This is a genomic window from Sulfurimonas sp., from assembly GCF_041583195.1.
In the GTDB taxonomy this organism is placed as follows: Bacteria; Campylobacterota; Campylobacteria; order Campylobacterales; family Sulfurimonadaceae; genus Sulfurimonas.
In genome coordinates this window covers 15,925-41,344 of sequence record NZ_JBFHGL010000008.1, presented here as the reverse complement: position 1 = coordinate 41,344, position 25,420 = coordinate 15,925, and the positions used below count along the sequence as shown (strand labels likewise).

25 protein-coding genes are annotated in these 25,420 nt (G+C 32.6%); 13 read left to right on the top strand and 12 right to left on the bottom strand.

Annotated features, from left to right (window positions below; translation table 11 throughout):
* Window positions 1–14: 14 nt before the first annotated feature.
* The 4 genes from ABZA65_RS08395 to ABZA65_RS08380 are packed head-to-tail and all read right to left on the bottom strand — an operon-like array spanning window position 15 to window position 5,487.
* Entirely contained in the window at window positions 15–1,727 is a 1,713-nt protein-coding gene (locus tag ABZA65_RS08395; protein ID WP_373072608.1) for an efflux RND transporter permease subunit, read from the bottom strand.
* Window positions 1,727–3,319, bottom strand: a complete 1,593-nt coding sequence (locus ABZA65_RS08390; protein WP_373072606.1) for an efflux RND transporter permease subunit — start codon at window positions 3,317–3,319, stop codon at window positions 1,727–1,729. Before ABZA65_RS08390 ends, ABZA65_RS08395 begins: the two co-directional genes overlap by 1 nt.
* Before the next feature lie 8 nt (window positions 3,320–3,327).
* A complete protein-coding gene (locus ABZA65_RS08385; RefSeq protein ID WP_373072604.1) occupies window positions 3,328–4,116 on the bottom strand; it encodes an efflux RND transporter periplasmic adaptor subunit in 789 nt (262 codons plus the stop codon).
* Window positions 4,117–5,487: a TolC family protein gene (locus ABZA65_RS08380; protein WP_373072602.1), complete on the bottom strand. Its 1,371-nt coding sequence runs from the start codon at window positions 5,485–5,487 to the stop codon at window positions 4,117–4,119.
* Window positions 5,488–5,678: 191 nt separating this feature from the next.
* Here ABZA65_RS08380 and ABZA65_RS08375 point away from each other — a divergent pair, with 191 nt between their 5' ends.
* From ABZA65_RS08375 to ABZA65_RS08355, 5 genes are read left to right on the top strand one after another with little or no spacing between them, the layout of a single operon-like run.
* The gene (locus ABZA65_RS08375; protein WP_373072600.1) at window positions 5,679–6,125 is read left to right on the top strand and encodes a DUF4395 family protein; all 447 of its coding nucleotides are present in this window, start codon (window positions 5,679–5,681) and stop codon (window positions 6,123–6,125) included.
* Between the two features lie 15 nt (window positions 6,126–6,140).
* Complete coding sequence (locus tag ABZA65_RS08370) at window positions 6,141–6,461, top strand: hypothetical protein (RefSeq protein ID WP_373072598.1); 321 nt, start codon at window positions 6,141–6,143, stop codon at window positions 6,459–6,461.
* Window positions 6,461–7,072 carry a type III pantothenate kinase gene (locus ABZA65_RS08365; protein ID WP_373072596.1) on the top strand — a complete coding sequence of 204 codons (612 nt, stop codon included), beginning with the start codon at window positions 6,461–6,463 and terminating at the stop codon, window positions 7,070–7,072. The genes ABZA65_RS08370 and ABZA65_RS08365 overlap by 1 nt, the downstream gene beginning before the upstream one ends.
* 41 nt (window positions 7,073–7,113) lie before the next feature.
* Window positions 7,114–7,728: an ATP phosphoribosyltransferase gene (gene hisG, locus ABZA65_RS08360; RefSeq protein ID WP_373072594.1), complete on the top strand. Its 615-nt coding sequence runs from the start codon at window positions 7,114–7,116 to the stop codon at window positions 7,726–7,728.
* A complete protein-coding gene (locus tag ABZA65_RS08355; protein ID WP_373072592.1) occupies window positions 7,729–8,412 on the top strand; it encodes a class I SAM-dependent methyltransferase in 684 nt (227 codons plus the stop codon). It begins immediately after the preceding gene.
* Window positions 8,413–8,418: 6 nt separating this feature from the next.
* On the opposite strand, the gene ABZA65_RS08350 is transcribed toward ABZA65_RS08355, so the two are convergent.
* The 6 genes from ABZA65_RS08350 to ABZA65_RS08325 form a co-directional block, all read right to left on the bottom strand.
* Window positions 8,419–8,814 carry a Fur family transcriptional regulator gene (locus ABZA65_RS08350; RefSeq protein WP_373072590.1) on the bottom strand — a complete coding sequence of 132 codons (396 nt, stop codon included), beginning with the start codon at window positions 8,812–8,814 and terminating at the stop codon, window positions 8,419–8,421.
* 71 nt (window positions 8,815–8,885) lie between these two features.
* On the bottom strand, window positions 8,886–9,794 hold the full coding sequence (pdxA, locus tag ABZA65_RS08345) for a 4-hydroxythreonine-4-phosphate dehydrogenase (protein WP_373072588.1): 909 nt from the start codon (window positions 9,792–9,794) through the stop codon (window positions 8,886–8,888).
* Window positions 9,791–10,576: a pyridoxine 5'-phosphate synthase gene (locus ABZA65_RS08340; RefSeq protein ID WP_373072735.1), complete on the bottom strand. Its 786-nt coding sequence runs from the start codon at window positions 10,574–10,576 to the stop codon at window positions 9,791–9,793. Before ABZA65_RS08340 ends, pdxA begins: the two co-directional genes overlap by 4 nt.
* A 1-nt stretch (window position 10,577) precedes the next feature.
* Complete coding sequence (locus ABZA65_RS08335) at window positions 10,578–11,246, bottom strand: lysophospholipid acyltransferase family protein (protein WP_373072586.1); 669 nt, start codon at window positions 11,244–11,246, stop codon at window positions 10,578–10,580.
* A gap of 188 nt (window positions 11,247–11,434) precedes the next feature.
* The gene (locus ABZA65_RS08330; protein ID WP_373072584.1) at window positions 11,435–13,366 is read right to left on the bottom strand and encodes a thioredoxin domain-containing protein; all 1,932 of its coding nucleotides are present in this window, start codon (window positions 13,364–13,366) and stop codon (window positions 11,435–11,437) included.
* A 79-nt stretch (window positions 13,367–13,445) separates the two neighbouring features.
* Window positions 13,446–14,552 (bottom strand): hypothetical protein, encoded by a 1,107-nt coding sequence (locus tag ABZA65_RS08325; protein ID WP_373072582.1) that lies wholly within the window; start codon window positions 14,550–14,552, stop codon window positions 13,446–13,448.
* An 86-nt stretch (window positions 14,553–14,638) separates the two neighbouring features.
* Here ABZA65_RS08325 and ABZA65_RS08320 point away from each other — a divergent pair, with 86 nt between their 5' ends.
* The 5 genes from ABZA65_RS08320 to ABZA65_RS08300 are packed head-to-tail and all read left to right on the top strand — an operon-like array spanning window position 14,639 to window position 20,068.
* A complete protein-coding gene (locus ABZA65_RS08320; protein ID WP_373072581.1) occupies window positions 14,639–15,097 on the top strand; it encodes a nucleoside deaminase in 459 nt (152 codons plus the stop codon).
* Window positions 15,098–15,126: 29 nt separating this feature from the next.
* On the top strand, window positions 15,127–15,867 hold the full coding sequence (locus ABZA65_RS08315; protein WP_373072579.1) for a M15 family metallopeptidase: 741 nt from the start codon (window positions 15,127–15,129) through the stop codon (window positions 15,865–15,867).
* Entirely contained in the window at window positions 15,851–17,143 is a 1,293-nt protein-coding gene (locus ABZA65_RS08310) for a M99 family carboxypeptidase catalytic domain-containing protein (RefSeq protein ID WP_373072577.1), read from the top strand. Before ABZA65_RS08315 ends, ABZA65_RS08310 begins: the two co-directional genes overlap by 17 nt.
* A gap of 18 nt (window positions 17,144–17,161) precedes the next feature.
* Window positions 17,162–18,940 carry a protein-disulfide reductase DsbD gene (dsbD, locus tag ABZA65_RS08305; protein ID WP_373072575.1) on the top strand — a complete coding sequence of 593 codons (1,779 nt, stop codon included), beginning with the start codon at window positions 17,162–17,164 and terminating at the stop codon, window positions 18,938–18,940.
* A gap of 6 nt (window positions 18,941–18,946) precedes the next feature.
* Window positions 18,947–20,068, top strand: a complete 1,122-nt coding sequence (locus ABZA65_RS08300) for a metallophosphoesterase (RefSeq protein WP_373072573.1) — start codon at window positions 18,947–18,949, stop codon at window positions 20,066–20,068.
* Here the strand turns inward: ABZA65_RS08300 and lpxB are convergent.
* Together lpxB and ABZA65_RS08290 are read right to left on the bottom strand one after the other, a co-directional pair.
* Entirely contained in the window at window positions 20,058–21,101 is a 1,044-nt protein-coding gene (lpxB, locus tag ABZA65_RS08295) for a lipid-A-disaccharide synthase (protein ID WP_373072571.1), read from the bottom strand. The genes ABZA65_RS08300 and lpxB overlap by 11 nt on opposite strands.
* Window positions 21,098–21,460 carry a cytochrome c gene (locus ABZA65_RS08290; RefSeq protein WP_373072569.1) on the bottom strand — a complete coding sequence of 121 codons (363 nt, stop codon included), beginning with the start codon at window positions 21,458–21,460 and terminating at the stop codon, window positions 21,098–21,100. The genes lpxB and ABZA65_RS08290 overlap by 4 nt, the downstream gene beginning before the upstream one ends.
* A 63-nt stretch (window positions 21,461–21,523) precedes the next feature.
* On the opposite strand from ABZA65_RS08290, the gene ABZA65_RS08285 reads away from it, so the two are divergent.
* The 3 genes from ABZA65_RS08285 (at window position 21,524) to ABZA65_RS08275 (ending at window position 25,419) form a co-directional block, all read left to right on the top strand.
* Window positions 21,524–22,657 carry a dihydroorotase gene (locus ABZA65_RS08285; RefSeq protein WP_373072567.1) on the top strand — a complete coding sequence of 378 codons (1,134 nt, stop codon included), beginning with the start codon at window positions 21,524–21,526 and terminating at the stop codon, window positions 22,655–22,657.
* Window positions 22,658–22,905: 248 nt separating this feature from the next.
* Complete coding sequence (locus ABZA65_RS08280) at window positions 22,906–23,934, top strand: glycoside hydrolase family 3 protein (RefSeq protein WP_373072565.1); 1,029 nt, start codon at window positions 22,906–22,908, stop codon at window positions 23,932–23,934.
* Window positions 23,935–25,419 (top strand): sodium:solute symporter, encoded by a 1,485-nt coding sequence (locus ABZA65_RS08275; protein ID WP_373072563.1) that lies wholly within the window; start codon window positions 23,935–23,937, stop codon window positions 25,417–25,419.
* The last annotated feature ends 1 nt before the right edge of the window (window position 25,420 follow it).

Below are 25,420 nucleotides of genomic sequence, written 5' to 3'. Positions count from 1 at the left end.
AATCTTATCTTTCATTACGGTTCATATATATCAACCGCTTTTTTCATATTGAAACTAAATGCTTTTTCAAGATCTGTCATATATAAAAGTACAGGGACTACTAAAAGTGAAGCGATTACAGCTGCAACTGTTCCAAATATTAACGCTACTCCAAGCCCTCCAAATACCGCATCGTTTGCTAGAAGAAGCGAAGCAAGCATAATAGCTGCTGCAGTTAGAAAGATTGGTTTTGCACGAGTTGCCGAAGCATAAGCAATAGCTTCAGCTTTATGCATCCCTTTTTCATGCATAAGAGATTTAGTAAAGTCTATTAAAAGCAAAGAGTTACGTGAACTAATACCTATTAGCGCAATAAACCCTATTAAAGATGTAGCTGTAAGGAAAAATGTATCTGTTGTAAACAGATCCCAAATCCAATGACCGATTATAACTCCTATGATCGAAAGAAATGATCCAAGTAGAATAATACCGCTAAGAACATAGCTTTTGTAATAAACAACCATTAGTAAAAATATAAGTATAAGAGCAGCTATAAACGCACCGCCAAGATCAACAAATGTATCTAGCGTTACTTCCATTTCCCCATCCCATATAAGCTTATATATATCACCTGTATTCTTATCTTTTAACTCTAGGTTAAATAGACCTATTTTTTCAATCTCATATGTATCCGAAAAACTATCTAAAATTACATTTCTTGCATCCATCAGAGGGTATACTTGAGAGACCATATCTGTTTCAGCTATTACATTAGTCATCTTATGTAGATTTTTACTCATTATCATTGGATTGGATTTTTTTGGATTTATTTTAACAAGCTCTGTAATTGGTATCATCATTCCCATTTGATTTATAAGCTTCAGGGAAGATAGTTTAGCTTCAACAGCTTTTATATCTTTTTTAGTAAAACTTTTTGAGTCTTGAGAAAGAGACAGAAAAATAGGTATCTGATCATTATATATCTCAGAATTTTTCACGGCTATCTGCATACCTTCAAATGCCAGATATATAATCTCATTAAGTTGTTTTACACTAACACCTGATCGTGCTACTTTATCACTGTCAACTATAATCTCGTAAGTGTCATATATATCATCATTCATAATATCTACATCTACAAGGCCTTCTGTATTTTTAAATACATCAGCTACTTTATTCGCAAGTTTTCTTATGCCATCTGAGTCATCTCCATATATTTCTGCAACTACAGCGGCAAGTACAGGAGGTCCTGCCGGTGGTTCTACAAAAGAGATTGCAGTATTTGGATACAACTTCTCACAACTTGACTGAATACCAGGGCGCATACGTTGAACCATCATGTACGACGGCTCATCTCTGTCATGTTTTTTTGTAAGACTAATTACAATCTCTGCTAAATTTTCATTGTTTTTAAAACCACTGCCTTTAATAAGTCCGGCAAAATCCAAAGGAGCTCCCATTCCTAAAAATACCTCTAGATCAGTTACTTCTTTCTCTTTTTGTATATATGATACGACACAGTCTGTTACCTTTTTCGTTTGTCCAATACCACTTCCTTCTGAAAGAGTTACATATATATTAAACGTATCGTTATTCTTTCCAGGTAACATCTTTGCCATTACCATTTTTGTAGGAGCAATCATAAGTATAGATAAAATAAATGCAAAAAGTGTCCCTAAAAGGATTCTTTTTCTTTTATTTGAGTCTTGAATCCATCTATACACTAATTCTTCAAATTTTTTAAACATTAGTGCTCCTCCTTAGAGTGATGATCTGGTTTTTTTAACATTCTAAGAGCCAGATATGGTGTAAATATATATGCAACAAAAAGTGAAGCTATAAGAGCTATAGGTACGTTTGCAGGTATTGGTTTCATAAATTGACCCATCATCTGCCCTACAAAAGCCATAGGTATCATAGTTAAAATAATTGCAAGTGTCGCAATATTTGTAGGTGGCCCAATCTCATCAGTTGCCTTAATCATTAGATCGTCTATATTTTCATCATCACTCTCAATTGAATGGTAGTGTCTGTGAATATTCTCAATTACGATAATAGCTGCATCAACCAATAGACCAAGGGAAAGTAAAAAAGCAAATAGTGTAATGCGGTTTATTGTCTGTCCAGTCAAATATGCTATAAAAAGTGTGATTGCTAAAATCGCAGGGACAGTAAAAGTAACTATGAGTGATTCTCTCCAACCTAAAACAAAGATCAGTAAAACAGCAATAATTACAATAGATAAAACAAGGTGAAATACAAGTTCATTTACAGCTTCATTAGCACGTTCACCATCATTTCTAGTGATCACATAACTGATACCTTTGGTTGCTAAACACTCTTTATAATTTTCCAGCTCTTTTTTTACCGCATTTGCAATTACAACTGCATTTGTACCTTGTAGTTTAGATACAGTAAGTGTCACTTGATCTTGCAGGGAAGAAAAAGTATTATCTTCACCTTTAACACTAATAGATGCAGATTGAAAATTTTGAATATCATAAGACTTTGTTACGCGTGCAACTTGTTCAAGGTATATAGGTGAGCCCATATAGTTAGCAACAATTATATTTGCTATATCTTTTTCACTCTCAATGGCATTTTTAACTCCAACCATCACGATATCGTTTGAGTGTGTACGATTCTTAACAGCTGGAACTGAAACAGCAAGTGATTGCACGGCCTGTAGTATTTGCCCCATAGATAGATTATAGCCTGATAACTTATGCAAGTCTACTTCAATATTAAATTGAGTTTTATTCCCACCCTTAAGCTCCGTAACAGCTACATTTTCAAGACCGTTTATACGATGTTGAATCTTTTTTACACGATTGTAAAGCTCCGTCTTAGATAGCTGTTTTGTATGCGAATAAAAAGCAATCGATACAATAGGTATATCAACATCTATATCTAATGGTTTAATAATAGGATTCATAGCACCATGCGGAAAGATATCTGAGTTTTGCATGATTTTATCATATACTTTTAGATTAGAATCTTCTTTATTCTCACCTATAAAAAATGCTACATTTACAATACCCACATTATCCATAGACATTCCAGTTATATGCTCAACACCCTTTACTTCTTTTAGTTTACGCTCAAGAGGTTTTACTATAACTTGTTCAACTTCGGCTGCACTAGCACCTGGAAGTGCAACGATTACAGTAGAGCCGCTTACAACCATCTGAGGGTTTTCTTCACGAGGCATTATCTCTAAAGATAGATATCCTATAGCTAGAAGAAATATACCCAGTACAACAGTTAACGGATTTCTTAAAAAACCTTTTGCTAACTTACCGGCCCAGTCATTAGGCTTGTAAACGTTATTATGCGCCATTTTTTACCTTATTTTACTTCAACAGTAGCATACATCCCCGGATATACAGCTCTGTTTTTATTTTTGAAAGATACTTTTATCTTAAAAGTATGTGTCATAGGATTTGAATTAGGAATTATAGCTGTTACAGTACCAATTGTTTTAATCCCTTGTGAAGGTATCTGTACAACTACTTTTGTACCGTGTTTGACCCTATTTAAATTTCCTTCTGAGATCTCTGTAGCTATTTTTAGATCACTAAGATCTGAAAGTACGATCGCCGGCATTCCAGGCATTGCCATCTCACCGACTTTTATATTTTTTGCAACTACTACACCGTCATTTGGAGATTTAATATGTAAATATCTGTATTGATTTTCTACCTCTTTGAGTTGAGCTTCTGCTTGTTTAACCTGCTTTTTTGCGATAATAATCATGTCTCTTAAATTTTTTTCTGCAAGTTCAAGTGTTTCCACTTCATGTTTTGAAACCATGTCTTTTGCATATAAACGTTTATGACGATCTAAGTTTAGTTGGACATTTGTATATTGGTTTTGATACATTTGAAGTGAAAGTCTTGCTTGGCTTATTCCAAGCTTTACTTGAGTGATGGCAGAATCTATCTCTTTTGAGTCAATTTCATAAAGAAGCTGACCTTTTTTTACATATTCGCCTTCACTGACTTTTACACTGGTTACAAAACCCATAAAACGGCTTGTTATCATCTTTTGGTTGTCAGATATAACACTTCCTGATAGAGTTAATGTTTCAGCTACTAAAGTAGCCCCCAGTGCTAAAAGTAAAATCAGTTTTTTCATCTATTTATCTCCGTTTGCTAATTTTATAAGTGCAAAAATACGCTCATTTCTTTTATTTTGAGCTACTTGCAATTCTAATATCTTTTGTATTTGACTTGATTGCTTTATTATAACATCACTCATTGATGAAAGTTTTTCTTTATATCTTTCCTCATAGTTTTTATATATCTCATTAGCAAGTTTTAACTCTTTTTCTAAAAAAGCTATCTCTGCATCTTGCGTTTCTATTTCAGTTCTAAGTTTTGCAATCTTTAATTTTATACCGTGACGGGCAAGTTCAACTTGAGATTTTGTTTTTAACTTTTCTATTTTTGCCTCTTGTACTTTTGAATAGTCAACTCCACCGTTAAATATGTTCCAAGTAAGTCTTGCCCCCACTGTATATGCCTTATGTTCACTGGCATCTCCCATAAACTTATCATCAGCAGTTGAGATCTCTGCAAAAGCACCAACCATAGGGTAAAAGCTTGATTGTTCCACATCTACCATTGATTCTCTGATTTTTAATCCTGTAGCAGCTTTTTGTATGTCAAGATTGTTTTTTAATATCGTACTGTCATCTAAAGCAGGCATTTGTATATTTTGTTCAGGGACTACTATTGATTCGACTTTTTGATTAAGTAGGAAACCTAGAAAATGGTATAGCAGATCTTTATTGTAGTTCATTTGAGATATTAAACGTTCAACATCACCTTTTTTTGCTTGAATCTCTAAAAGATCTGTTTTTTTAGCATAACCAACATCTATCATATTTACAATCATATTTTCGAGTTTGTTTATATTGTTAAGTACTACTTGAAGATTTTTTATCGAGTTCTCAAGTAATGCCATATCGTAGTAACTTTTTTTAAGTTGATAAACTTTTTCGTTTATAACTTTATCTTTGTCCAGCTTTTTTATTTTAGCCATAGACTCCATTATATCCGTATATGAACTGATTTGAAATCCCGTAAAAATCGGCAGTTCGTACTTTAATTTTGTCTGATAGTAAGTTCTTGAATCTGGATAATTTAGATCTTTTGGCGATATTGTCAATGGATTATTACAAGAAGCAGGTGGTGTAGCACTCATACATGGTAAAAATTCAGAAAAACCGAAATCTCCAAAGTTCGCCTCACGGCTTTCCAGTTTAAATCCAAATACATTTCCTGCACTGTCCGAATTGGCAACATCTTGAATCAGATCGATTTTTCCCCAGTTGTTACCACTAACTGAATCTACTTTTTCTTCAGCTGCTTTAACATCCAAGTCTGCAGCTTTAATTTCTAAATTTTGGTTATTTAATATTTTTAGTGCATCATTAAGTGAAATCGGTTCATTCGCATTTATAAGCGCAAATGTTGTAAAAAATGTTAAAATAATTTTTTTCATACACTATCTCCAAGTTAATTTGTTTATATTTATATTTAAGTTAAGAAGAGATTATACCACATAGTATATTTATTTATCTAAATAATAATAATTATAGCTATGATTTTTTATTTACATATAAGACAAATAAATAATGCTATATTAAGAAAATATGACTAAAATTTTGCAAAAATAATAAATAAGAGTTTAATATGTCATATTCTTGTCCGGTTTCATTTGAAAGAATAGAATCTAATACATCCAGATTGTCTTCTTTAATAGTAAGTGCGTGTGTGCTTTACTATTTTTTTACTCCTAATATATATGTATTGTGTTTTCTATTTATAGATTTTTTTACACGAATATTTCTTAAAAAAGAGTTCTCACTTATATATCTATTATCAAGAACAATCAAAAAAAGTGCAAGAATGTCACCTAAATATGTTGATAGCGGAGCCAAAAAATTAGCAGGAATATTTGCTTTAATATTTATATTCTTAATTGCTGCAGCAAATTATATGGAGTATATAATTTTTGAATTTTTAGTAGGTGGAATATTTATCCTATGTTCACTTTTAGATGCTTTTGTAAATTATTGCGTAGGATGTAAAATATATTATATAATCAAAAAAATATATCCTAATTTTATGAACCCATAAGGAAATAACATAGATATGCAGATGGTAGTAGATTCTTTTCGTGCAAAAGGAAAGTTATTTAAAAAAATGCAGGAGATAAATCCTAAAGAGCTCGGTATAAGAAATAAAATAAAAATGTATAAAGCTACAGATACAAATGGATATTTCTGGGCGATATTCGCCGTTAGTCAAAAGTCAAGACTATTGATGAAAGACGTACATAAATTTGAAGAGATATATGCAAAACTGACTATTCTTTGTGACCACAACTTCAAACACAAGTTTATATTTATCGATGCACCGCTTTGTTCAAAAGCTAAAGATGCTTTTAAACAAAAAGGCTGGAAGCTCAACTGATGCTTTTATGCGATATAGGCAATACTACATATCATTTTTTAGATAAAGATAAAAAATATAAGTATGCATTAGATAGTTTTGATCCTAATTCAATAGATGATAAAGTTTATTATATTTGTGTAGAACCTACGCTAAAAGAGACTTTAAAACAACTTGATAACTGGATAGATATCTCACAATATATAGATATTAACAAGTATTATTCTACAATGGGAATAGACAGAATAGTTGCGTGTGAAGCCATAGAAGAAGGTGTAATTATAGATGCAGGAAGCGCTATAACAGTTGATCTTGTAAAAGATGGTGTTTTTAAAGGCGGATTTATATACCCTGGCACACGTGCTATGAGAGATACTTATAAAAATATATCTTCAGCACTTGATTATGAATTTAACTACGATCTTGATACTTCAAAACTTCCAAAGAACTCGACTGATGCCATTAGTTACGGATATTTAAAACTATTATACTCTGAAGTTAATTCATATAATATACCTGTAATTTTAACGGGTGGAGATGCAGATCTATTAAAAAAATTATTTACAGATGCAGAGGTAAATGAGGACCTAATCTTTGATGGTATGAAGAAGCTTATAGAAACTACAGCTTAATTTAGGTATTATTCGAAAAATATTCACATAAGGTTATATATATGTTAACAGTTGCACTTCCAAAAGGTCGTATTGCTAAAGAGACTTTGGAGATTTTTGGAAAGATTTTTGGAGATGAGTTTGTTTTTGATGACAGAAAACTAATTTTAGATACTCCAAAATTTCGTTTTTTATTAGTAAGAAACCAAGATGTAGCGACATATGTATACCATCAAGCAGCAGATATAGGTGTAGTTGGACTTGACACACTAGAAGAGCAGGGCCTTGATGTAATACGCTTACTTGATTTGCAAAAGGGTGTATGTAAAGTAAGTATAGGGATGAAAAAGGGCGAGAAGCTAGATCTTAATAAACCTGATCTAAAAGTAGCATCTAAAATGGTAAATATCACTAAGCGTTATTTTGAAGAGCGTGCAGTTAGTGTAGAGATTATTAAACTTTACGGCTCAATAGAGCTTGCTCCGCTTATAGGACTTGCAGATATGATCGTTGATATTGTAGAGACTGGCACTACAATGAAGCAAAACGGTTTAGAAGTTGTTGAAGATATTATGACAAGTTCTACTTACCTGATTGCAAATAAAAACTCTTATGTGTCTAAAAAAGATGAAGTTTTAGATATATATGAGAAGATTGAAAAAGTAGTAAAGTCATAAATGACAAATTTAGATCTTTACTCAAAAGCTGAACATCTTTTAGGGATAGAAGAGGCTACTGAAGCACTTTATGATGTATACCGCGGTGAGCTTGATGATTATGAAGTAAAAACACTGCTTGATATCGGATGCGGGCGCGGCGGTTTTATGGAGCGCCTGATCAGCGATGGCATTGAGTGTAAGGGGATTGATCTAAGTCAATATATGATCGATGCGTGTAAAGAAAAAGGTCTTAATGCAGAGTGCTGTGACGTAAAAGATGAAACTGGCAGCTATGATGCAATAGTTAGTATCTTTGATGTGCTTAATTTTATGGACAAAGATGGTCTGACTAGTTTTTTAGATTCTGTAGCTGCAAGACTAAATGAAGATGGTGTTTTTATAGCAGATATAAATACGCTCTCAGGATTTGCAGATGTTGCAGAGGGTAGTATGAGTAATGATACGGATAAAGAGTTTTTAAGTGTAGATGCCGTATTTGAAAACAATGAACTTCATACTAAAATAACACTGTTCGAAAAACAGCAAAACGACTTGTACAAAAAATACCAAGATACTATAGTTCAGTACTTTCATAAGTTAGAGTTTTTTAAAAAACTAAGTGGATTAAAACTTGTAGACAAACAAACTTTTTCACTTTATGCAGAGAAAGATAAAACACTACTTATTTTTAAGAAAAAATAGTAGTTATTATTTACAATTTTTGCAAATACCGCTAAAAATAACCTGTGTATCTTTTAATTCAAAACTATCATCTTTCGGATATATTAAGTTCTCAAAATTAAAATCAACATCATACACTTCACCGCAGTTTTCACAGTGCATATGAGCATGACTATCTTTAGTGATCTCATATAAAGTTTTGGAGTTTTTTACACTTACTTCCGTTAAAAGATTGTTTTTTAGCATCAAGTGCATATTTTTGTAAAGTGTAGCAAGTGATATACTTGGAAAAAGCGTTTTTATTTTTCCATAAAGATCCTCTATATTTATGTGACCCTTATCTTGCATAATAGATAAAATACCAATTCTTTGCTTTGTAGCTTTTAAGTCATGCTCTCTAAGCATCATATCAAAATTTTTCATACTGTTATTTTATCAGTATTTGTTTTCTGTTAAGTATTGTTTTATCATTGAATGTTATAATTAAGGTTAAATTAAGATATGTTAATTGCATATTTAACGGCATTTATATAACTTTTTGTATTAGCCTTACCTTTGTAAGCTATGTCAAATGCAGTCCCATGGTCAACAGATGTTCTGATAATTGGCAGATTCAAAGATACGTTTATACTCTCATCAAAATAAAGAGCTTTAAGAGGTATTAGACCTTGATCATGATACATTGCTACATAATAAGTGTAGTTCTCTCTAGCGTGAGGTGTAAAAGCAACATCAGGAACTAGACAACCCTCATAACGTTCATAACCTATTTTCTCATTAACTGACTTTATAGCATCTTCTATAATACGTTCTTCATCTCCAAGAACACCATTGTCACCAGCGTGAGGATTTAAACCAAGAACTGCTATTTTAGTTTTTGGCAAAGATTTGTCCAGGTCAATAAAAAAACTCTCAAGCAGATTAGGTTTTATTTTTGAAGCTACGTGTTTAAGAGGTATATGCTCAGTATAAAGCGCAACAAACATCTCTTCACACCCAAGCATCATAATCGCATCTTCTCCAAAGTGAGCACGAAGCAGATCTGTATGACCTTTGTATGTAATTCCTGCTTTTGACCAGGCTTCTTTGTGTATAGGCATTGTAACAACTGCATCTGTCTCTTTAGTTTCACAAAGCTCTATAGCCTTTATAAAACTATCATATGAGTATCTTCCGCTATATTGATCTACCACAGACGGTTTTATTTCAAAGTTACCGTCTACATGTGCGATCTTAAAATCATTTGGAATCTCGATATTTAAAAGTTTTGCAGCATTTTTTAGAAGAAACTCGTTTATGCAGTATATAGGTGTACATATTTTTGAGACCTCTTTATGAGCTTTAAGAGCTATCTCTAAACCAACACCGTTTATATCACCAATACTTACAGCTATCTTTTTCATACTCTTGTAGTAAGCCTTTTCATCTCTTTTACAGCTTCACTAAGCCCGCTAAATACACTTCTAGCTATTATGCTTTGACCTATGTTTAGCTCAGTAATCTCATCTATATCTATCATATAATGAACATTTGCATAGTTAAGCCCATGCCCGCACGCAACTTCAAGACCTAACTCTTTTGCATATTTTGAAGCTTCTTTGATCTTCTCTAGCTCATCTTCAAGCATAGTCTCTAGTTTGAATCTTGGAAGTTCAAGTTCTTTTATAGAGTGGTTTGAGTGTGACAGATTTCCATAAAGCATAGCAAATATGTTTGCAAATGCGCCGGTATGAAGCTCAACCATTTCAGCACCCAACTCTTTTGATTTTGCCATCGCTTCTTTAGTAGGATCTACAAAGAGTGAAACAGGGATCAGTGAATCGTGCAGCTGCTCTATAGCGAAAGAGACCTCACTAGAGTATGTAAAAACATCAAGTCCGCCTTCAGTTGTTACCTCTTCACGTTTTTCAGGAACTAAAGTAGCACGGTGTGGTTTCATATCACATACTATATCTAAAATATTTCTATCTATTGCGCACTCAAGATTTACTGGAAGTTTTGAATGTGTCATAATATTTTTAACATCAATATCTTGGATATGACGTCTATCTTCTCTTAAATGTATAGTTATCTGATCAGCACCACTCTCACAAGCCACAAATAAGGCTTGAAGTATGTCGGGATCGTTTACGCGTCTAGCTTCTCTTAAAACAGCAACATGGTCAATATTTACGCCTAAATTCATTTTAGCCATTAATAATCCTATCTGTAAAATTTTTATATTTTTCTTCTAGTTCATTATGTTGAACTATATCGCCAAAATAGACCTCAATTGTTTTTTTCTTTTTAAAAGGTGCTTGTTTTAAAACTATTTCTAAAGTATCGTTTATATAAACTGGGATAATATCTAGTCTATTTGCTTTAGATATTTTACTAGCCCCTGATTGAAATTTTAAAAGTCTATTTGTACGGTTTCTTTCACCTTCTGGAAAGATATATATGTTTAAGTCGTTATCTTTAAGCAGGGCACTTTTTATTTTTTTAAAAAAAGATATAAGCCCTGTTTTATTATGTACGTCAACACTTATGTTTGCACTATATTTAAAAAACTTTCCGTAAAAAGCTTTAAACAACTCCTCTTTTGCTATCCATAGACCTGATTTATTATGTTGTGAAAATATTGATTCCATAACGATAATATCTAAAAGTGAACGATGGTTTATAGCATATAGTTTATGGTTTTGCTTTGGAATATCACCATATATCTTTACCTCAATATTTAAATAGTTTAAAACGCTTATTGCATAATTTTGTCTATCAAGGGAGAGTTGTTTATGTGCTTGTTTATGGGTTATAAAAGGGTGATGGTAAGTTTTCTTGAATATTTTTATATATTTATACCCTAATCTAATCATATAGGGATATTTTAAAATCTTTCTTACCATCAAGATTTATTGTTTATTTTCTATGTAAAGGGTGTTGGTAATCGTTTCTTTCACATGCACTAAACACAGATGCTACAGCTAAGGCTATAATTATTGCAGCAGTAATCTTTTTCATAATACGATATCCTTTATTTAATTAAATTAAAAAGACATTTTATCTAAATAGAGTTAATTATCAACTTATTTAGATCTTTTATGTTTTTAGTTGATGCATAACAGCTTTTATCTCCGCAAACTAAGAACTCTTCTGATAGGTCTGATTTTAAAAGTGTAAATGGATACTGTATGCTACTAAGCTCAAATATATTAGAGTTTAAATTATCTTGGTTTGATTTTATAACTCTGTCACCTTTTACATATCTTAGAACCTGTTCTAGCATTTTTGGATAAAGGACAGGACGTCTTGCCAGTTCGTAAGAGTTGTATTCAAGTGTTTTAAATGCAAAGTGAGCATATTTTTCATCATCAATAAGCATACTTAAACTAAACATAGCATCTAAAATAACTGCTACGCTTGATGTATAAGTATTATCGTATATCTCAGCTTTTACCTCAAAATCTTTGTCTGAAAAATTCCACACGCCTGTTTTATAAAACTTCTCTAACGCTATATTTATAAACCTTTGTGCTTGAATGATATAGATATCTTTACCGGTATACTTATAAGCTGTTAATATAGCATCAGATAAAAATGCATAATCTTCTAAAAAGGCTTCTACTTTTGGTTCTTTACCTATTAGAGTGGTATGATAAAGCTTATCATCTATGTAGATTGTTTTTAAAAGTGTGTTTAGAGAATCGACTGCTATTTTGTTATATTTACTATCGATTGAGCCCAAAATAAAGAGTGCTTTTATCATCATTGCAGACCATGATGTTTGAACTTTTTTATCGCAAAAAGGGTATTCTCTGGTTTTTCTTAAGTTTTTAAGTACAAGCTTGATATCATCAAAGTTTTCAGGTGCATCTTTTTCTATACGTATAATATTTTTACCCTCAAAATTGCCGTTTTTAGTGATACTTAGCTTATCTAGAATCACTTCTACATTTTCAAATCCATTCTCTACTAAAGCATTTTTTACTTCATCATATTCATACACAAAATAGCTTCCCTCATTCCCTTCGCTGTCTGCATCGCTTGCAGAGTAAAAAAGAGAGTCATCACTCATAAAGTTAAGCCAAAAATCTGCAATCTCTTTAGCAATACGGAGATGTTTGTCATCTTTATAATGCAGATATGTTTTTGCATATAACTCACATAAAAGGGCATTATCGTAAAGCATCTTTTCAAAGTGCGGAACAAGCCATTTCTCATCTACGCTGTAGCGACAATATCCACCATCAACCAAGTCATACATTCCGCCTTTTGACATATTTGCAAGTGTGTCAAGAAGCATTGCACGTGCAGCTTTATCATCGTAAAGTTTGTCAATACTAAGCAGTGTATTTAAAGTATTTATTTGCGGGAATTTCGGCGATTGTGAAAATCCTCCGAACTTTGGTTCGTAATTGTTTTTTACCTGATGTATATAGTTTTTATAAAAATCCTCTTTTAAAACTGTAGCTTCTTTTGGATGTTCATAGTTATTTATAAAGCCTTCTATTTCATCTGCATTCTCAAATAACTTCGAATCATTTTCTTCTATTTTTTGAGCTATCAGACTTGTTAGATCAATAAAGCCCATACCCTGAATTGAATCACCTCTGGATTCTGCAGGAATGTAAGTACCTGCAAAGAAAGGCTTATTTTGAGGAGTGGCAAATATAGATGTCGGCCAACCGCCTCCACGTCTGTTTAGAAGTTGATAAACCTCCTGGTAATGTTTATCTAGATCAGGTCTCTCTTCACGATCAACTTTTATAGATATGAAATGTTCATTTAAAATGTCTGCACACTCTTTGTTTTCAAAAACATTTTCTTCCATTACATGACACCAGTGACATGAAGAATAACCTATACTGATAAATATAGCTTTATTCTCTTTTTTTGCTCTCTCAAATGCTTCATCACACCAAGGGTACCAATTAACAGGGTTGTTTTTATGTTGTTGAAGATAAGGGGAATCTTCAAGTTCAAGTCTGTTAGCCATATTGACTCTCTTTTACTTTAAATATTCTTCGTAGAATAGTGATATGTAGATTTTATTTTGCTTAAGAATCAACTCTTAATTAAAAACTAAAATGTAAAAAAGTATATATATTGGCAATTAAAAAATATAAAGGCCAAAAAAGAAGTTTAATATTTTTTGCATCCTTTTGTAAAATTTTCGAGTTATCTATATTTTTATTACTAAAAAATTTAAATACAATAAAAGCTATAGTGGTAATAAATATGTAGTTTAATATATATAAGAACTCTATATATACAAAACCACTTGATGAGAATTGTTCACGTAGATGTATATGAGCAAGCAAGACAGCAAAAAATAGCCCTCCACAAGTACCGACAGCAGAACTAACTTTCATATCAAATTTATCTCTTAATGCTTCGTTTGATGTTAGCATAAGAACGAGTATATAAAGAAGCAGCATAGTTGTTATCAGAAGTGTTACATTTATAACAAATGAGTTTATTAGATTTCTGTTAATAACTATATTAAAGGAAAGTACAGGTATATCTAAATTTTTCTGATCGTTTTTAATACCGAAATTAGTATCAAAATTTGTTTGTATATAGTCAAAATATGAATCATTAAGTTCCCATCCAAGCAGTACTATATCTTTTGAAATTCCGAATGTATCTCCTAGTCCGGTTGTTTTATAACTCTCAAGATCAGGGATTAATATATGGTTTGTATCAAACTCTTTTGGTACAACTTTAATCCAAACTCTTTTATGATCAATAGGGTAATTATTGTATTCAAAAGCCTGCCTTAGATTTGCTTCAAAATACCATCCGTATAAGTTGTAGTCTTTGTACTGTTTTTGATACCTTTGTTTTAGAGTTACATCACCGATAGCATCTGAAAAGACAAGACCTTGACGAATTTGTTGAGTATCTTTTTTATGTATTTTTTGCCATATAATACCTGATACCTCTATATCGTTTGCTGTTAAGAACTTTATTGATTCTACATACAATCCTATTGATGATTTCAAAATAGGTACATTGTTTTTGTTTGGTATACGTTCTTTAAGGAATGACGCTACTTTTATACTAGAATCAAGCTGGTTTATGTTTGGAGTGTAATTATTATGGATGTTATTCCATTGAAGTATTAATAGCGCCGCAAGTAATATACTGATAAAAGCAAATATAGCATATTTTTTATCCATAATAAACCTCTTTTGTATGATTCTCAGTTTATCATAAAGTAAATAAAAAAAAAGTATATAATGTTGCAAAATCTCAAGGGAAATTTATGAACAGATGGATGGAGATTGCTTACAATGAAGCAACAAACGGGATGCTCTCAAACGAGGGTGGTCCTTTTGGCGCTGTAATAGTAAAAGACGACGAGATAATAGCAAGTGCTCATAATGAGGTTATAAAAACTAATGATCCTACCGCTCATGCTGAAGTAAATGCCATAAGAGAAGCATCTAAAAAACTTGGCAGCTTTGATCTATCTGGTTGTGTAATATATACTACATGTTACCCATGTCCTATGTGTCTTGGTGCAATATACTGGGCTAGAATAAGCAAGATTTATTACGGGGCTACTGAAGATGATGCAGCTCGCGGAGGGTTTGACGATAAACATTTTCACGGAATGCTCAGGGGTGAAAATAAACAGCTGGATATTGAACAGATTGAGCATGAAAAAAGTGCCTCTCTTTTTGATATATGGCTTGAAAAAGATGATAGAAAACCATATTAGATAATGTTTTTTTGGATATAATCACATTTATGAAAAGAAGGGATTTTTTATTTAGCACATTATTGGCACCAGTGTTCGCAAAAGAGCTAATTGCAAATGAAACTGATATATATTTGAGTAGAGATGAATGGTATACTCTTATCAGTTTAAACAATAGACTAAAAAGACTTAGACGTTATGTAGGTTTTGCAAACTTTAACATCATCTCATACAACCAAGCGCTCTATTACGCAAGAAACTATTCGGCAATAGGTGATTTCACTAAAGATGAGATAAAACTGATCGAGAAATTGTTTTTTGAAGATCCTAATCAGTATGGTTTTTACGGTACTAAAACGGTAGTAAGTCTTGAAAATTCAGTATCTGCCAAAGATGTTATAAAAATTCCGTATACCGGGCATTATCTATTTAAAGGTCAGCCTGAACAAGATTACAAAAATTTATTAAGCGATGTCGGTCCCACACTCGTTTTAACATCCGGTGTAAGAAACATCATAAAGCAGCTTAGTCTTTACGTGAATAAAATATATTATTCACATGGAAATATTACAAAGGCAAGTGTCAGCATAGCACCGCCAGCATACTCATATCATACAATTAGTGATTTTGATGTTGGAAGAAAAGGTTGGGGATATAAAAATTTTACTGCTGATTTTGCTACGACAGATGAATTTTCAAAAATGAGAACATTGGATTATATTGGTATGAGATATGATGAAAATAACAGTGATGGAGTAAGGTTTGAACCTTGGCATGTTGAGATTATTTAGTTTATTATTTTTATTTTCAACTCTACTGTTTGCATCTGCTAAACACTATGACTTTAACCTTATAAAAAAAGGTGTAGATGATGACAATACACTATTAGTTGTTGGTGGTATACAGGGTGATGAGCCTGGAGGATTCTTATCTGCATCTCTTCTTGCTACACACTATGAAATTACTAAAGGTTCAGTTTGGATTGTTCCAAATCTTAATTTTTACAGCATTATAAAGAGAAGTCGTGGACCGTTTGGTGACATGAACAGAAAATTTGCAGAACTATCATGTGAAGATCCTGAGTATGACACAATTCAGAGAATCAAAAGCTACATAAAAGATGAAAAAGTTAAGCTTATAGTAAATCTTCATGATGGAAGCGGATTTTATAGACCTACATATGAGGATAATATGCATTCGCCATCTAGATGGGGACAGTGTTCTATTGTTGATCAGGAAAACATAGATGCTCAGTATGGAAATCTGGCTGAAATAGCCCATAAAGTTAATAAGTATGTAAATAAACATCTTATGAAGCAAGAACATAAGTACCACCTTCATAATACAAGAACGCGTGAGGGTGATAAAGAGATGGAAAAAAGCCTTACGTATTTTGCTATAAACAACAATAAAGCCGCTTTTGGAAATGAAGCCAGTAAGAGTTTATCTACTCACGAAAGAGTATATTACCACCTTTTAGCACTAGAGAGATATATGCAAATTATGGGTATAGAATATAAAAGAAAGTTCACAATGCATCCAAACGGTGTATATGCAGCTATAAATAATGACATCTATATCTCTATGTATGATAATAAAATAAAACTCCCTCTTAGTAAAATAAGAAACTATTTAAGATATTTTCCAATAAAGAAAGACGAAGAGGTTGATTTCCGTGCAAGCAATCCTTTACTTACTATTGTAAAACAAGGTAATGAATATACGATCCAATATGGAAATAGAAGACTATCTCGCCTTAAGGCTGATTATATAGAACATGATGAGCATAAACCTACTTTTGAATTTTTAATAGACGGTGAAGTAATTGATGTAAGTTTTGGTGATATAGTTGAGGTGAAAAAAAACTTTTTAGTTAAAGATGATCAGAACTATAGAGTTAATGTAATAGGTTATACTAGCTCAAGAAAAAAAGAGACAGATGTACATATTGCTAAAAATCAAATAGCGCAGAGATTTTCTGTTGATCAAAGCGGTGATATATACAGAGTTGAATATTATAAAAAAGAAAAATTTGCAGGGATGATTCTAGTCAAGTTTAAAAGTTAAGTTTAAAAGGAAGTTCGAATGAAGAAGTTATTGTTATTATTTTTTGCAGTTGTTACACTTATGGCTGCTCCAAAGTTTTTAATGCCTGAAGAGGCTTTTAAAAGCAGTGCTCAAGTGAATGATGAATCTCAAATAGTTGCAAAAATTGAGATAGCAAAAGATATATACCTTTATGAAGAGTCTATTAAACTTGAACTAACTGATGGCAGTGGATTAAATATTTCAAATATAGATTCACCTGAAGCGATAGATCATCATGGTGATATGGCTTACATTACAACTCCAACTTTTATAGTCTATCTTGAAAACAGTAGTGGAGCGACTGGTGTTAAAGATGTTGAGTTTAATATATCTTATCAAGGATGTTCTGAACGCGGATTATGTTATGAACCATATACAGATAAATTTAAACTCAAAATAGATACAGATAAGCTGCAAAATGTAGAATCTATAAATAAACTAGAACCAATTAAACTTGAAAAAGAAGAAAAGAAAAATGTAACTTCTCAGGAACTTTCAGAAACAGATTTTATAGCTGATACTATCAAAAACAGCAGTTTATGGATGGTATTATTTACTTTCTTTGTTTTTGGATTGTTTTTATCTTTAACACCATGTGTATTTCCAATGGTTCCGATCATCTCAGGTGTTATTGTTTCTCAATGTAAAAATGAAGAAAAATGTAAAGCATTTACTATGTCTATGGTGTATGTACTAGCAATGAGTGTTGCTTATACAATTGCTGGAGTATTAGCAGGTGTGTTTGGAGCAAATCTTCAAGCAGCTCTTCAAAACCCTTATGTGATCGTAGCATTTTCAGGTGTTTTTATAGCTCTAGCTTTTTCAATGTTTGGATTTTACGAGATTAAAATTCCAGACAGTATAGTTAGTAAAGTTAGTAAAACAGGTGAAGAAAAAGGCGGCATGATTGGTGTAGCTATTATGGGATTTTTATCGGCATTGATCGTTGGTCCGTGTGTAGCAGCACCCCTTGCGGGAGCACTTGTATATATAGGTCAAACAGGTGATGCTGCTCTTGGCGGTGCCGCACTGTTTGCTATGAGTTTAGGGATGGGGATTCCTCTTATACTTGTTGGTACAAGTGCAGGTAAACTTATGCCAAAACCTGGTGAGTGGATGACGCTTGTAAATGCATTCTTCGGTGTTACTATGGTTATTATAGCTATATGGATGCTTGAACGTATATTAGACAGCTATATAACTATGCTTGCTTATTCATTTACTGGTATCGGTTTTGCGTATTACCTAGGTCTTTTTGATCATGAAAAAGCACATCATCATGTTAAGAAAACGATTGCCATGATCATATTTGTATATTCTGTAGCATTGTTTATAGGTGTACTTAGTGGATCAAACTCAATGACTAAACCACTTGGTTCTTTAACATCGCCAGTAACATCAACAGCAGTTAGCAGTGTAAGCCATAATAACTTTACAAAAGTAACAAGTATAGCTGAGTTAGATTTGCTTCTTGAACAAAACAGCGGTAAAAAGATTCTGCTTGACTTTAGTGCAGATTGGTGTACTGCTTGTAAAGAATTAGAGAAAGTAACGTTTTCGAATGAAGCGGTTAAGACAAAGATGGACGAGTTTGTTTTAATTAAAGCAGATATTACTGCAAACGGTGAAGATGAGAAAAACTTAAGTGCTAAGTATGGAGTTTTCGGTCCACCGGCAATTATATTCTTTTCAAAAAACAGTGAAGTGTTAAGTTCAAAAACGATAGTTGGTTTTATAGAACCTGATAAATTTTTAAAACATTTAAACAGTATATAAAATAAGATGATAAAACTTATGCCGTTGTTTTTTATAGCTTTTATAGGTGTATTTATTTTAATAAATATGTACATTAATAGAAGATTTTTTAAAAAACTTCATCTAAGTGATAGAGTAAAAAAGTACCTAAATATATTTTTATACATAAATATATTAGGAATAATTTTTTACGTACTTGGAAGATATTTATTTGATTTTCCAAACTGGCTTTATTTTTTAGTTTCGCTTCCTATAGGTATTTTGTTTTTATTATTATGTACTGCAGTTTTTTACGATCTCTCAAGAGTAACAATAGACACACTTCCCATCAAAGAAAACAGAAGAGAGTTTTTTAAAAAATCTCTTGATCTATCATCTTTAGGTGTAGCATTTGCACTTAGTGCACGTGCTATATATGAAGCTAAGTTTATTAAACTAGAGAGTGTTGATATCAAGATCAAAAACTTAGCCCATAAATATAAAATTGCTCAAATAAGTGATATACATATAGGTGGGATAGTAGATAAAAAGTTTGTAGCAGACATAGTAGATCGTGTAAATAAATTAGATGCAGATATAGTAGTTATAACAGGTGATCTGGTAGATGTAAAAATTTCACGTGCACAGGCTGCACTAGATGAATTAAAAAGATTAAAAAGCAGATACGGTACCTATTTTATAGTTGGAAACCATGAATATTTTCATAATGTAGATGAGATAATAGATGCTGCAAAAAAGCTTGGTATTAGAGTGCTAGAGAATGAAAGTGTATATATAGGTGAAGAGGGAAGAGGTTTTAATTTATGCGGTGTATATGATGTGTTTGGTTATCGTGTTGAACATCATGAACCGGACCTTTATAAGGCATTGGAACATAGAGATAAAAAATCTCCAACTGTACTTTTAGCTCATCAACCGCGTTTTATAGAACATGTTGGAAGTGGTGTTGACCTTATTTTAAGCGGTCATACTCATGGCGGGCAGCTTTACCCTTTTAAAGCACTTGTAAAACTTCAACAGTCTTATGTAAGCGGATTACATCAGCATAATGAAAATTTACAAATTTACATAAACAAAGGTACAGGGTTTTGGGGACCTCCTATGAGGCTTGGCGCATCATCAGAGATCACAGAGATTACTATCTCTTAATTAGACCGGCCACGTTTTTTGAACTGCCATTTTTAAGGTAAGACCTTAGCTCTTTAGAGTCCTCGAGGAATGATTCTCTATTATAGTTATAGTATGCATTGATAAGATTATCAACGCTAACATCTTCTTGTAAAAATTCAGGATGCATAATTTTGTTTTTATGCTTTTTAAACATTATGTTTGCAAGCCCTACATGCTCAAGCTTAACTAAACGACTTCCAATAAACCAGTCTACTTTATTAGCTATATAGCTAAGAATAAGTGGTGTACCTATTATTGATGCTTCAAGTGTAGCAGTACCAGAACATATAAAGGCAAAGTCTGCTTCGTATAAAGTGTTATATGTCTCATGTACAACTTCAAACCCACTTATATCTCCATAGAGTTCATCAATTTTCTCTTTAGAAAAGTTTGTAGGGATAATAAGTATACCTTTAACATCTAGTTTTTGTCTTACTTCACGAAATATTGGCATAAGTCTTGTGATCTCACCTTTACGGCTTCCAGGCATAAATACTATCTTCTTAACATCTTCATTAAGAGATGTTTTAAACTTTGTTATCTGATCAAGCAGAGGGTGTCCTACATAAGTAATATTTGCATTTTCTGGATAGTAAGACGGCTCAAATGGAAGTATAGATGCTAGAGTATCGATAGTACTAGCCAAAACAGGTATGCGTTTTTTCTTCCATGCCCAGGCTTGAGGTAGAATATAGTAGATGATCTCTTTTTGGGGGTACTTTTTTTTCAAAGCTTTTGCAAGCGGCAGGTTAAACCCTGATGAATCTATAAGTAGTACCTTGTCAACTTCGCTTGCAAGTTCTACCATCTGATCCTTTAGTTTAAAAAAGAAACGCAGTTTTTTTAGTGCATCTACAATACCCATAATAGCTAAAGCTGAGAGGTCTACGATTGGCTCTCCCATCTCTTTACTAAATATTCCAACAAACTCTACATTCTCACCCAACTCTTTTTTGAGTGATTTAAGATGAACATTAGCTGAGTGTTCAAGTGCGCTTACAAGTATTTTCATGAACCGCCATCTCCTTCTTGGTAAAAACTATCATCATATCTTCCATTTGAGCTCTCATCCACATACTTGTTCATATATGTTGTAAGTGCTTCTATTTGTTCATCACTAAGGTTCATGGCAAAAGGTATCATCATCTCTTGTTGCTGGTTGTCTGCATTTTGTGAGCGGAAACGCTTTAGTTTATATGTCAAAAAACCTTTTGCACGGTTTGCGAGGTAAGGATAGCGGTGCATACCCTCGAGTTTTAGACCATGACAACTTCCACAACCTTTCTCTTTATAAAGGTTTTTGCCTTTTTCATAAACCGAATCTGCATTTAATGTTAAAAAAGTTAAAAATATAAGTAAAAAAAAACGCAATCTAAGCCTTGATAAATTATAATAATAAAATTATATCAAAACCAGCAAAGAGGGTAGGTAAATATGGTAATTAAAAATGCAAAGATTTGTGATCAAGATGGTTTACGTGAAGACAACTTTACTATTGAAGACAGAACAGATACTGTCATAGACGCAAAGGGCGCTTACCTTATACCTGCATTGGTTGATCTAAACGTTAGATTAAATGATGGTATATTAAACTCTAAAAATATCCAAGAAGTATCTCTTGAAGCAAAAAAAGGCGGTATAGGACATCTAGTTCTAAATGCAGACTCTAACCCATCTATAGACAGTGAAGGAATTTTAGAATTTGCCCAAAATGGTCTAAGAGATGCAGAAGGTGCAAATGTAGATGTAATGTTAAATGCGCTTCAGAGTGATGGAAGTTTAAGTAATATTGCAATACTTTTGAAAAAGGGTGCAATAAATCCATATATGAGCACAATTGCTAAAAATGATATAGCTATAAAAATAGCTGAATATATGAAGATGTACGGCAATACTCTTTTTGTAAAAGCTGAAGATAACTCACTTATCAGTAACGGTGTAATGTTAGATGGTGATGTAAGTAGTCATCTCGGTCTACCTGGTATACCTGATCTTAGTGAAGTACTGCATGTTAGCCGTATGATCGAGATTGCAAGACATTTTAAGATTAAAATTCTTTTCAAATCAATCGCATCTCCTCGTTCGATCTCTTTAATAACTCAGGCAAAAAAAGAGGGTGTTGAAGTATCGTGTGAAGTTTCACTTCACCATCTGGTAAATTCAGATGAATCGTGTGAAGGGTTTAATACAGTTGCAAAACTTGATCCACCGCTTGCTTCAAATAGTGATATGCTGCTTTTACAAGAAGCGTTGAAAAACTCTCAAATAGATATACTTACAACTCTTCATCAACCATCATCTCCTGTTAATAAAGAGGTCGCTTTTTATGATGCAGCTTATGGATGTGAGTCAATTTCTGATGCTCTGCCGCTTTACTATACAAAACTTGTAAAAACAGGAATAATTGATATGAGAAAACTTATAGAGTTGACATCGATAAATCCAGCAGAAGTGATAGGGAAAAAAGTTTCATATATACTTTTTAATCCAGAGAAAAAAAGAGTAATAGATAATGCACAATCTTTATACAATACTCAAGATGTGTATGGAGAGGTTATAAGCTTATAGCCTAAGGTTTTAGTTATTTTATAATTGTAGTAATATGTGGATCATCGCCCATAAAGCCTGATAAAACCATAGAAACAACAATCAATACAAGTATACCGACTAATATTTTATTGTTCATATTAATCCTTATCTAAAATTTATTTTGAACTATATGATACCATAAAATATTAAAAATTAACAATTAAGATTATTCAAAATTCCTTTTAAGATAAAAGCTGTATAATTTAACAATATTATTTAGGGACTTTTTGAATATAGATATGCAAAATATTAAAAACAAGATAGCTAAGATGCTTATAATGGGTTTTGACACACAAAGTGCATCTAAAGACGATGATGTATATAAGTGTGTCTTAGAACTCGGTATAGGCGGTGTTATTCTTTTTGATAAGTTCTATGAAGACAGAACAAAAACCAAAAATATTCAAGATCCAAAACAGTTAAAAGAATTAACTGCTCAACTTCAGTCAATATCTTCAAGAAAACTCCTAATATCTATAGACCAAGAAGGCGGTAATGTAGCCAGACTAAAAGAAGATTACGGGTTTAATAAGAGTTTATCAGCAAAAAAAATAGCATCAATGGATAAAAACGAGGCTAAAAAACAATACTCAATACTCTCAAAAGAGCTGGAAGATTTAGGAATAAACGTAGATTTTGCACCGCTTGTTGATTTAGGAGTAAATAAAGATAGTGACGTTATATATAAATTGGATCGTTCATACTCAGATGACCCAGATATCGTGACAAAATATGCTGAAGTTTTTATGGATGAGCTTCATAAACATAATGTAATATCTTGTTTAAAACATTTTCCAGGGCACGGTTCTGCAAGAGGTGACTCACATGAGGGATTTGTAGATGTAACTAATACTTGGAGTGAAGTTGAATTAGAACCGTATAAACAACTTCTTCATAAAACAAAAATAATTATGACGGCTCATGTATTTAATAAAAATATAGACGATAAGTATCCTGCTACACTCTCTTACAATACAAATACAAAACTTCTAAGAGAAACTATCGGTTATAACGGAGTGATCATAGGTGATGATCTTCAAATGGGTGCTATAAAAGAGCATTATACAAAAGAAGAGGCATTAAAACTTGCTATAAATGCAGGAGTTGATTTAATCATGTACTGTAATCAGCTTGGAGATGATAAGGCTGAAGATATAATAGAGATAATCTATAAACTTGTACAAAGCGGTGAAATACCATTAAAGCGTATTGAAGAATCGAATAAACGTATAGATAAGCTCTTAGGTGATATGTAGATGCAGGCTGGTTTTTCATTTTATGACTGGCTGATCTTCGGATGTTATTTTGCCCTTTTAATATCTGCATCTGTATTTTTGGCAAATAAGAATATGAAAACGTCGCGTGAGTTTTTCGTAGCATCCAACACAATGCCTATCTATGCAGTAGCACTCTCACTTTTGGCAACTGCCCAATCTGCAGCGACATTTTTGGGAGCACCTGAATTTTCATACCGTTATGATCTGACACTGATTGGATTTTCGATAACGTCGCTTTTATCAATATATATAGTCTCTAAAGTTTTAATTCCACGCTTTTATGAAATAAATGCACTTAGTGTATATGAACTGCTTCAAAAAAGATACGATGAAAATGCCTCTAAGAGTGCAGGAATCATGTTCTTGGTAGGTCGTGTTTTTGCAAGTGGTGCAAGACTTTATATAGCAGCAATAGCCCTTAGTATGATAGTGTTTTATGATGTAAGTTTTAGCAGTGTAGTTTTAAGTGTTATTATTCTGATCATAGGTGCTTTGATTTTTACATATTTTGGAGGTGTAAAATCGGTCATTTACAGTGATATCCTCCAAATAGTTGTATATCTTGGTGCGGGATTGGCTGTTTTGGTTTATCTGTATAGCTCTCTAGGGATGGATTTTTCATCTATAATGATTAAACTTGGAGAGGCAGAGAAATTAAAATTTATAGATTTCGAACTTAGTTTCTCAAACGAAGGAAAGTTCAACATATTTGCACTGCTTGGCGGATATATGCTTTTAAATATAGCTGCGTTTGGACTTGATCAAGATCTGACACAGAGAGTTCTTTCATGTAAGAATGAAAAACAGGCAAATTTCTCTTTATACGGTGCTACACTTTTAAGTATACCGGTATCTATGTTGTTTTTATCAATAGGTTTGCTTTTATATCTTTATTATCAAGAACATAATATCTCTCAAAAGTTTGAAGGTGAGAGTGTTACTATATTTATGTATTATATTTTAAATGAGATGCCAGAAGGTCTTAAAGGTTTTGTAACGGTCGGTGCAATAGCTGCTGCACTCTCAAGTACAAACTCTGTTCTTGGGGCTATGAGTTCAGTTGCAATTGAAGATATATACAAACCTTACAGACTAAAGAAAACTCCTATAACGGAAGAGATCCATTTTGTAAAGATGGCAAAGATTATGGTCTTAGTGTTTGCAGTTGCACTCTCTGTCATGGCAATTTTGAGTTATATAGTCCATTCTATGAGTGAGGTACCGCTTATAAGTTTTGCTCTTGGAGTAATGGCTTATGCATACAGCGGTTTACTTGGTGTATTTGCTTCAGCCATTTTTACAAAAAGAGGTAATTCTCAGTTGGTTCCATTTGCACTTATTGGCGGTTTTTTAACAGTGCTGAGTATGCAAGGGTATACTTTTGGCTTGGATGTAGGTTTTGCATGGCAATTACTTATAGGAACTTTTGTTTCATTTTCTATTATGCAGCTTAAGAAGGATTAAA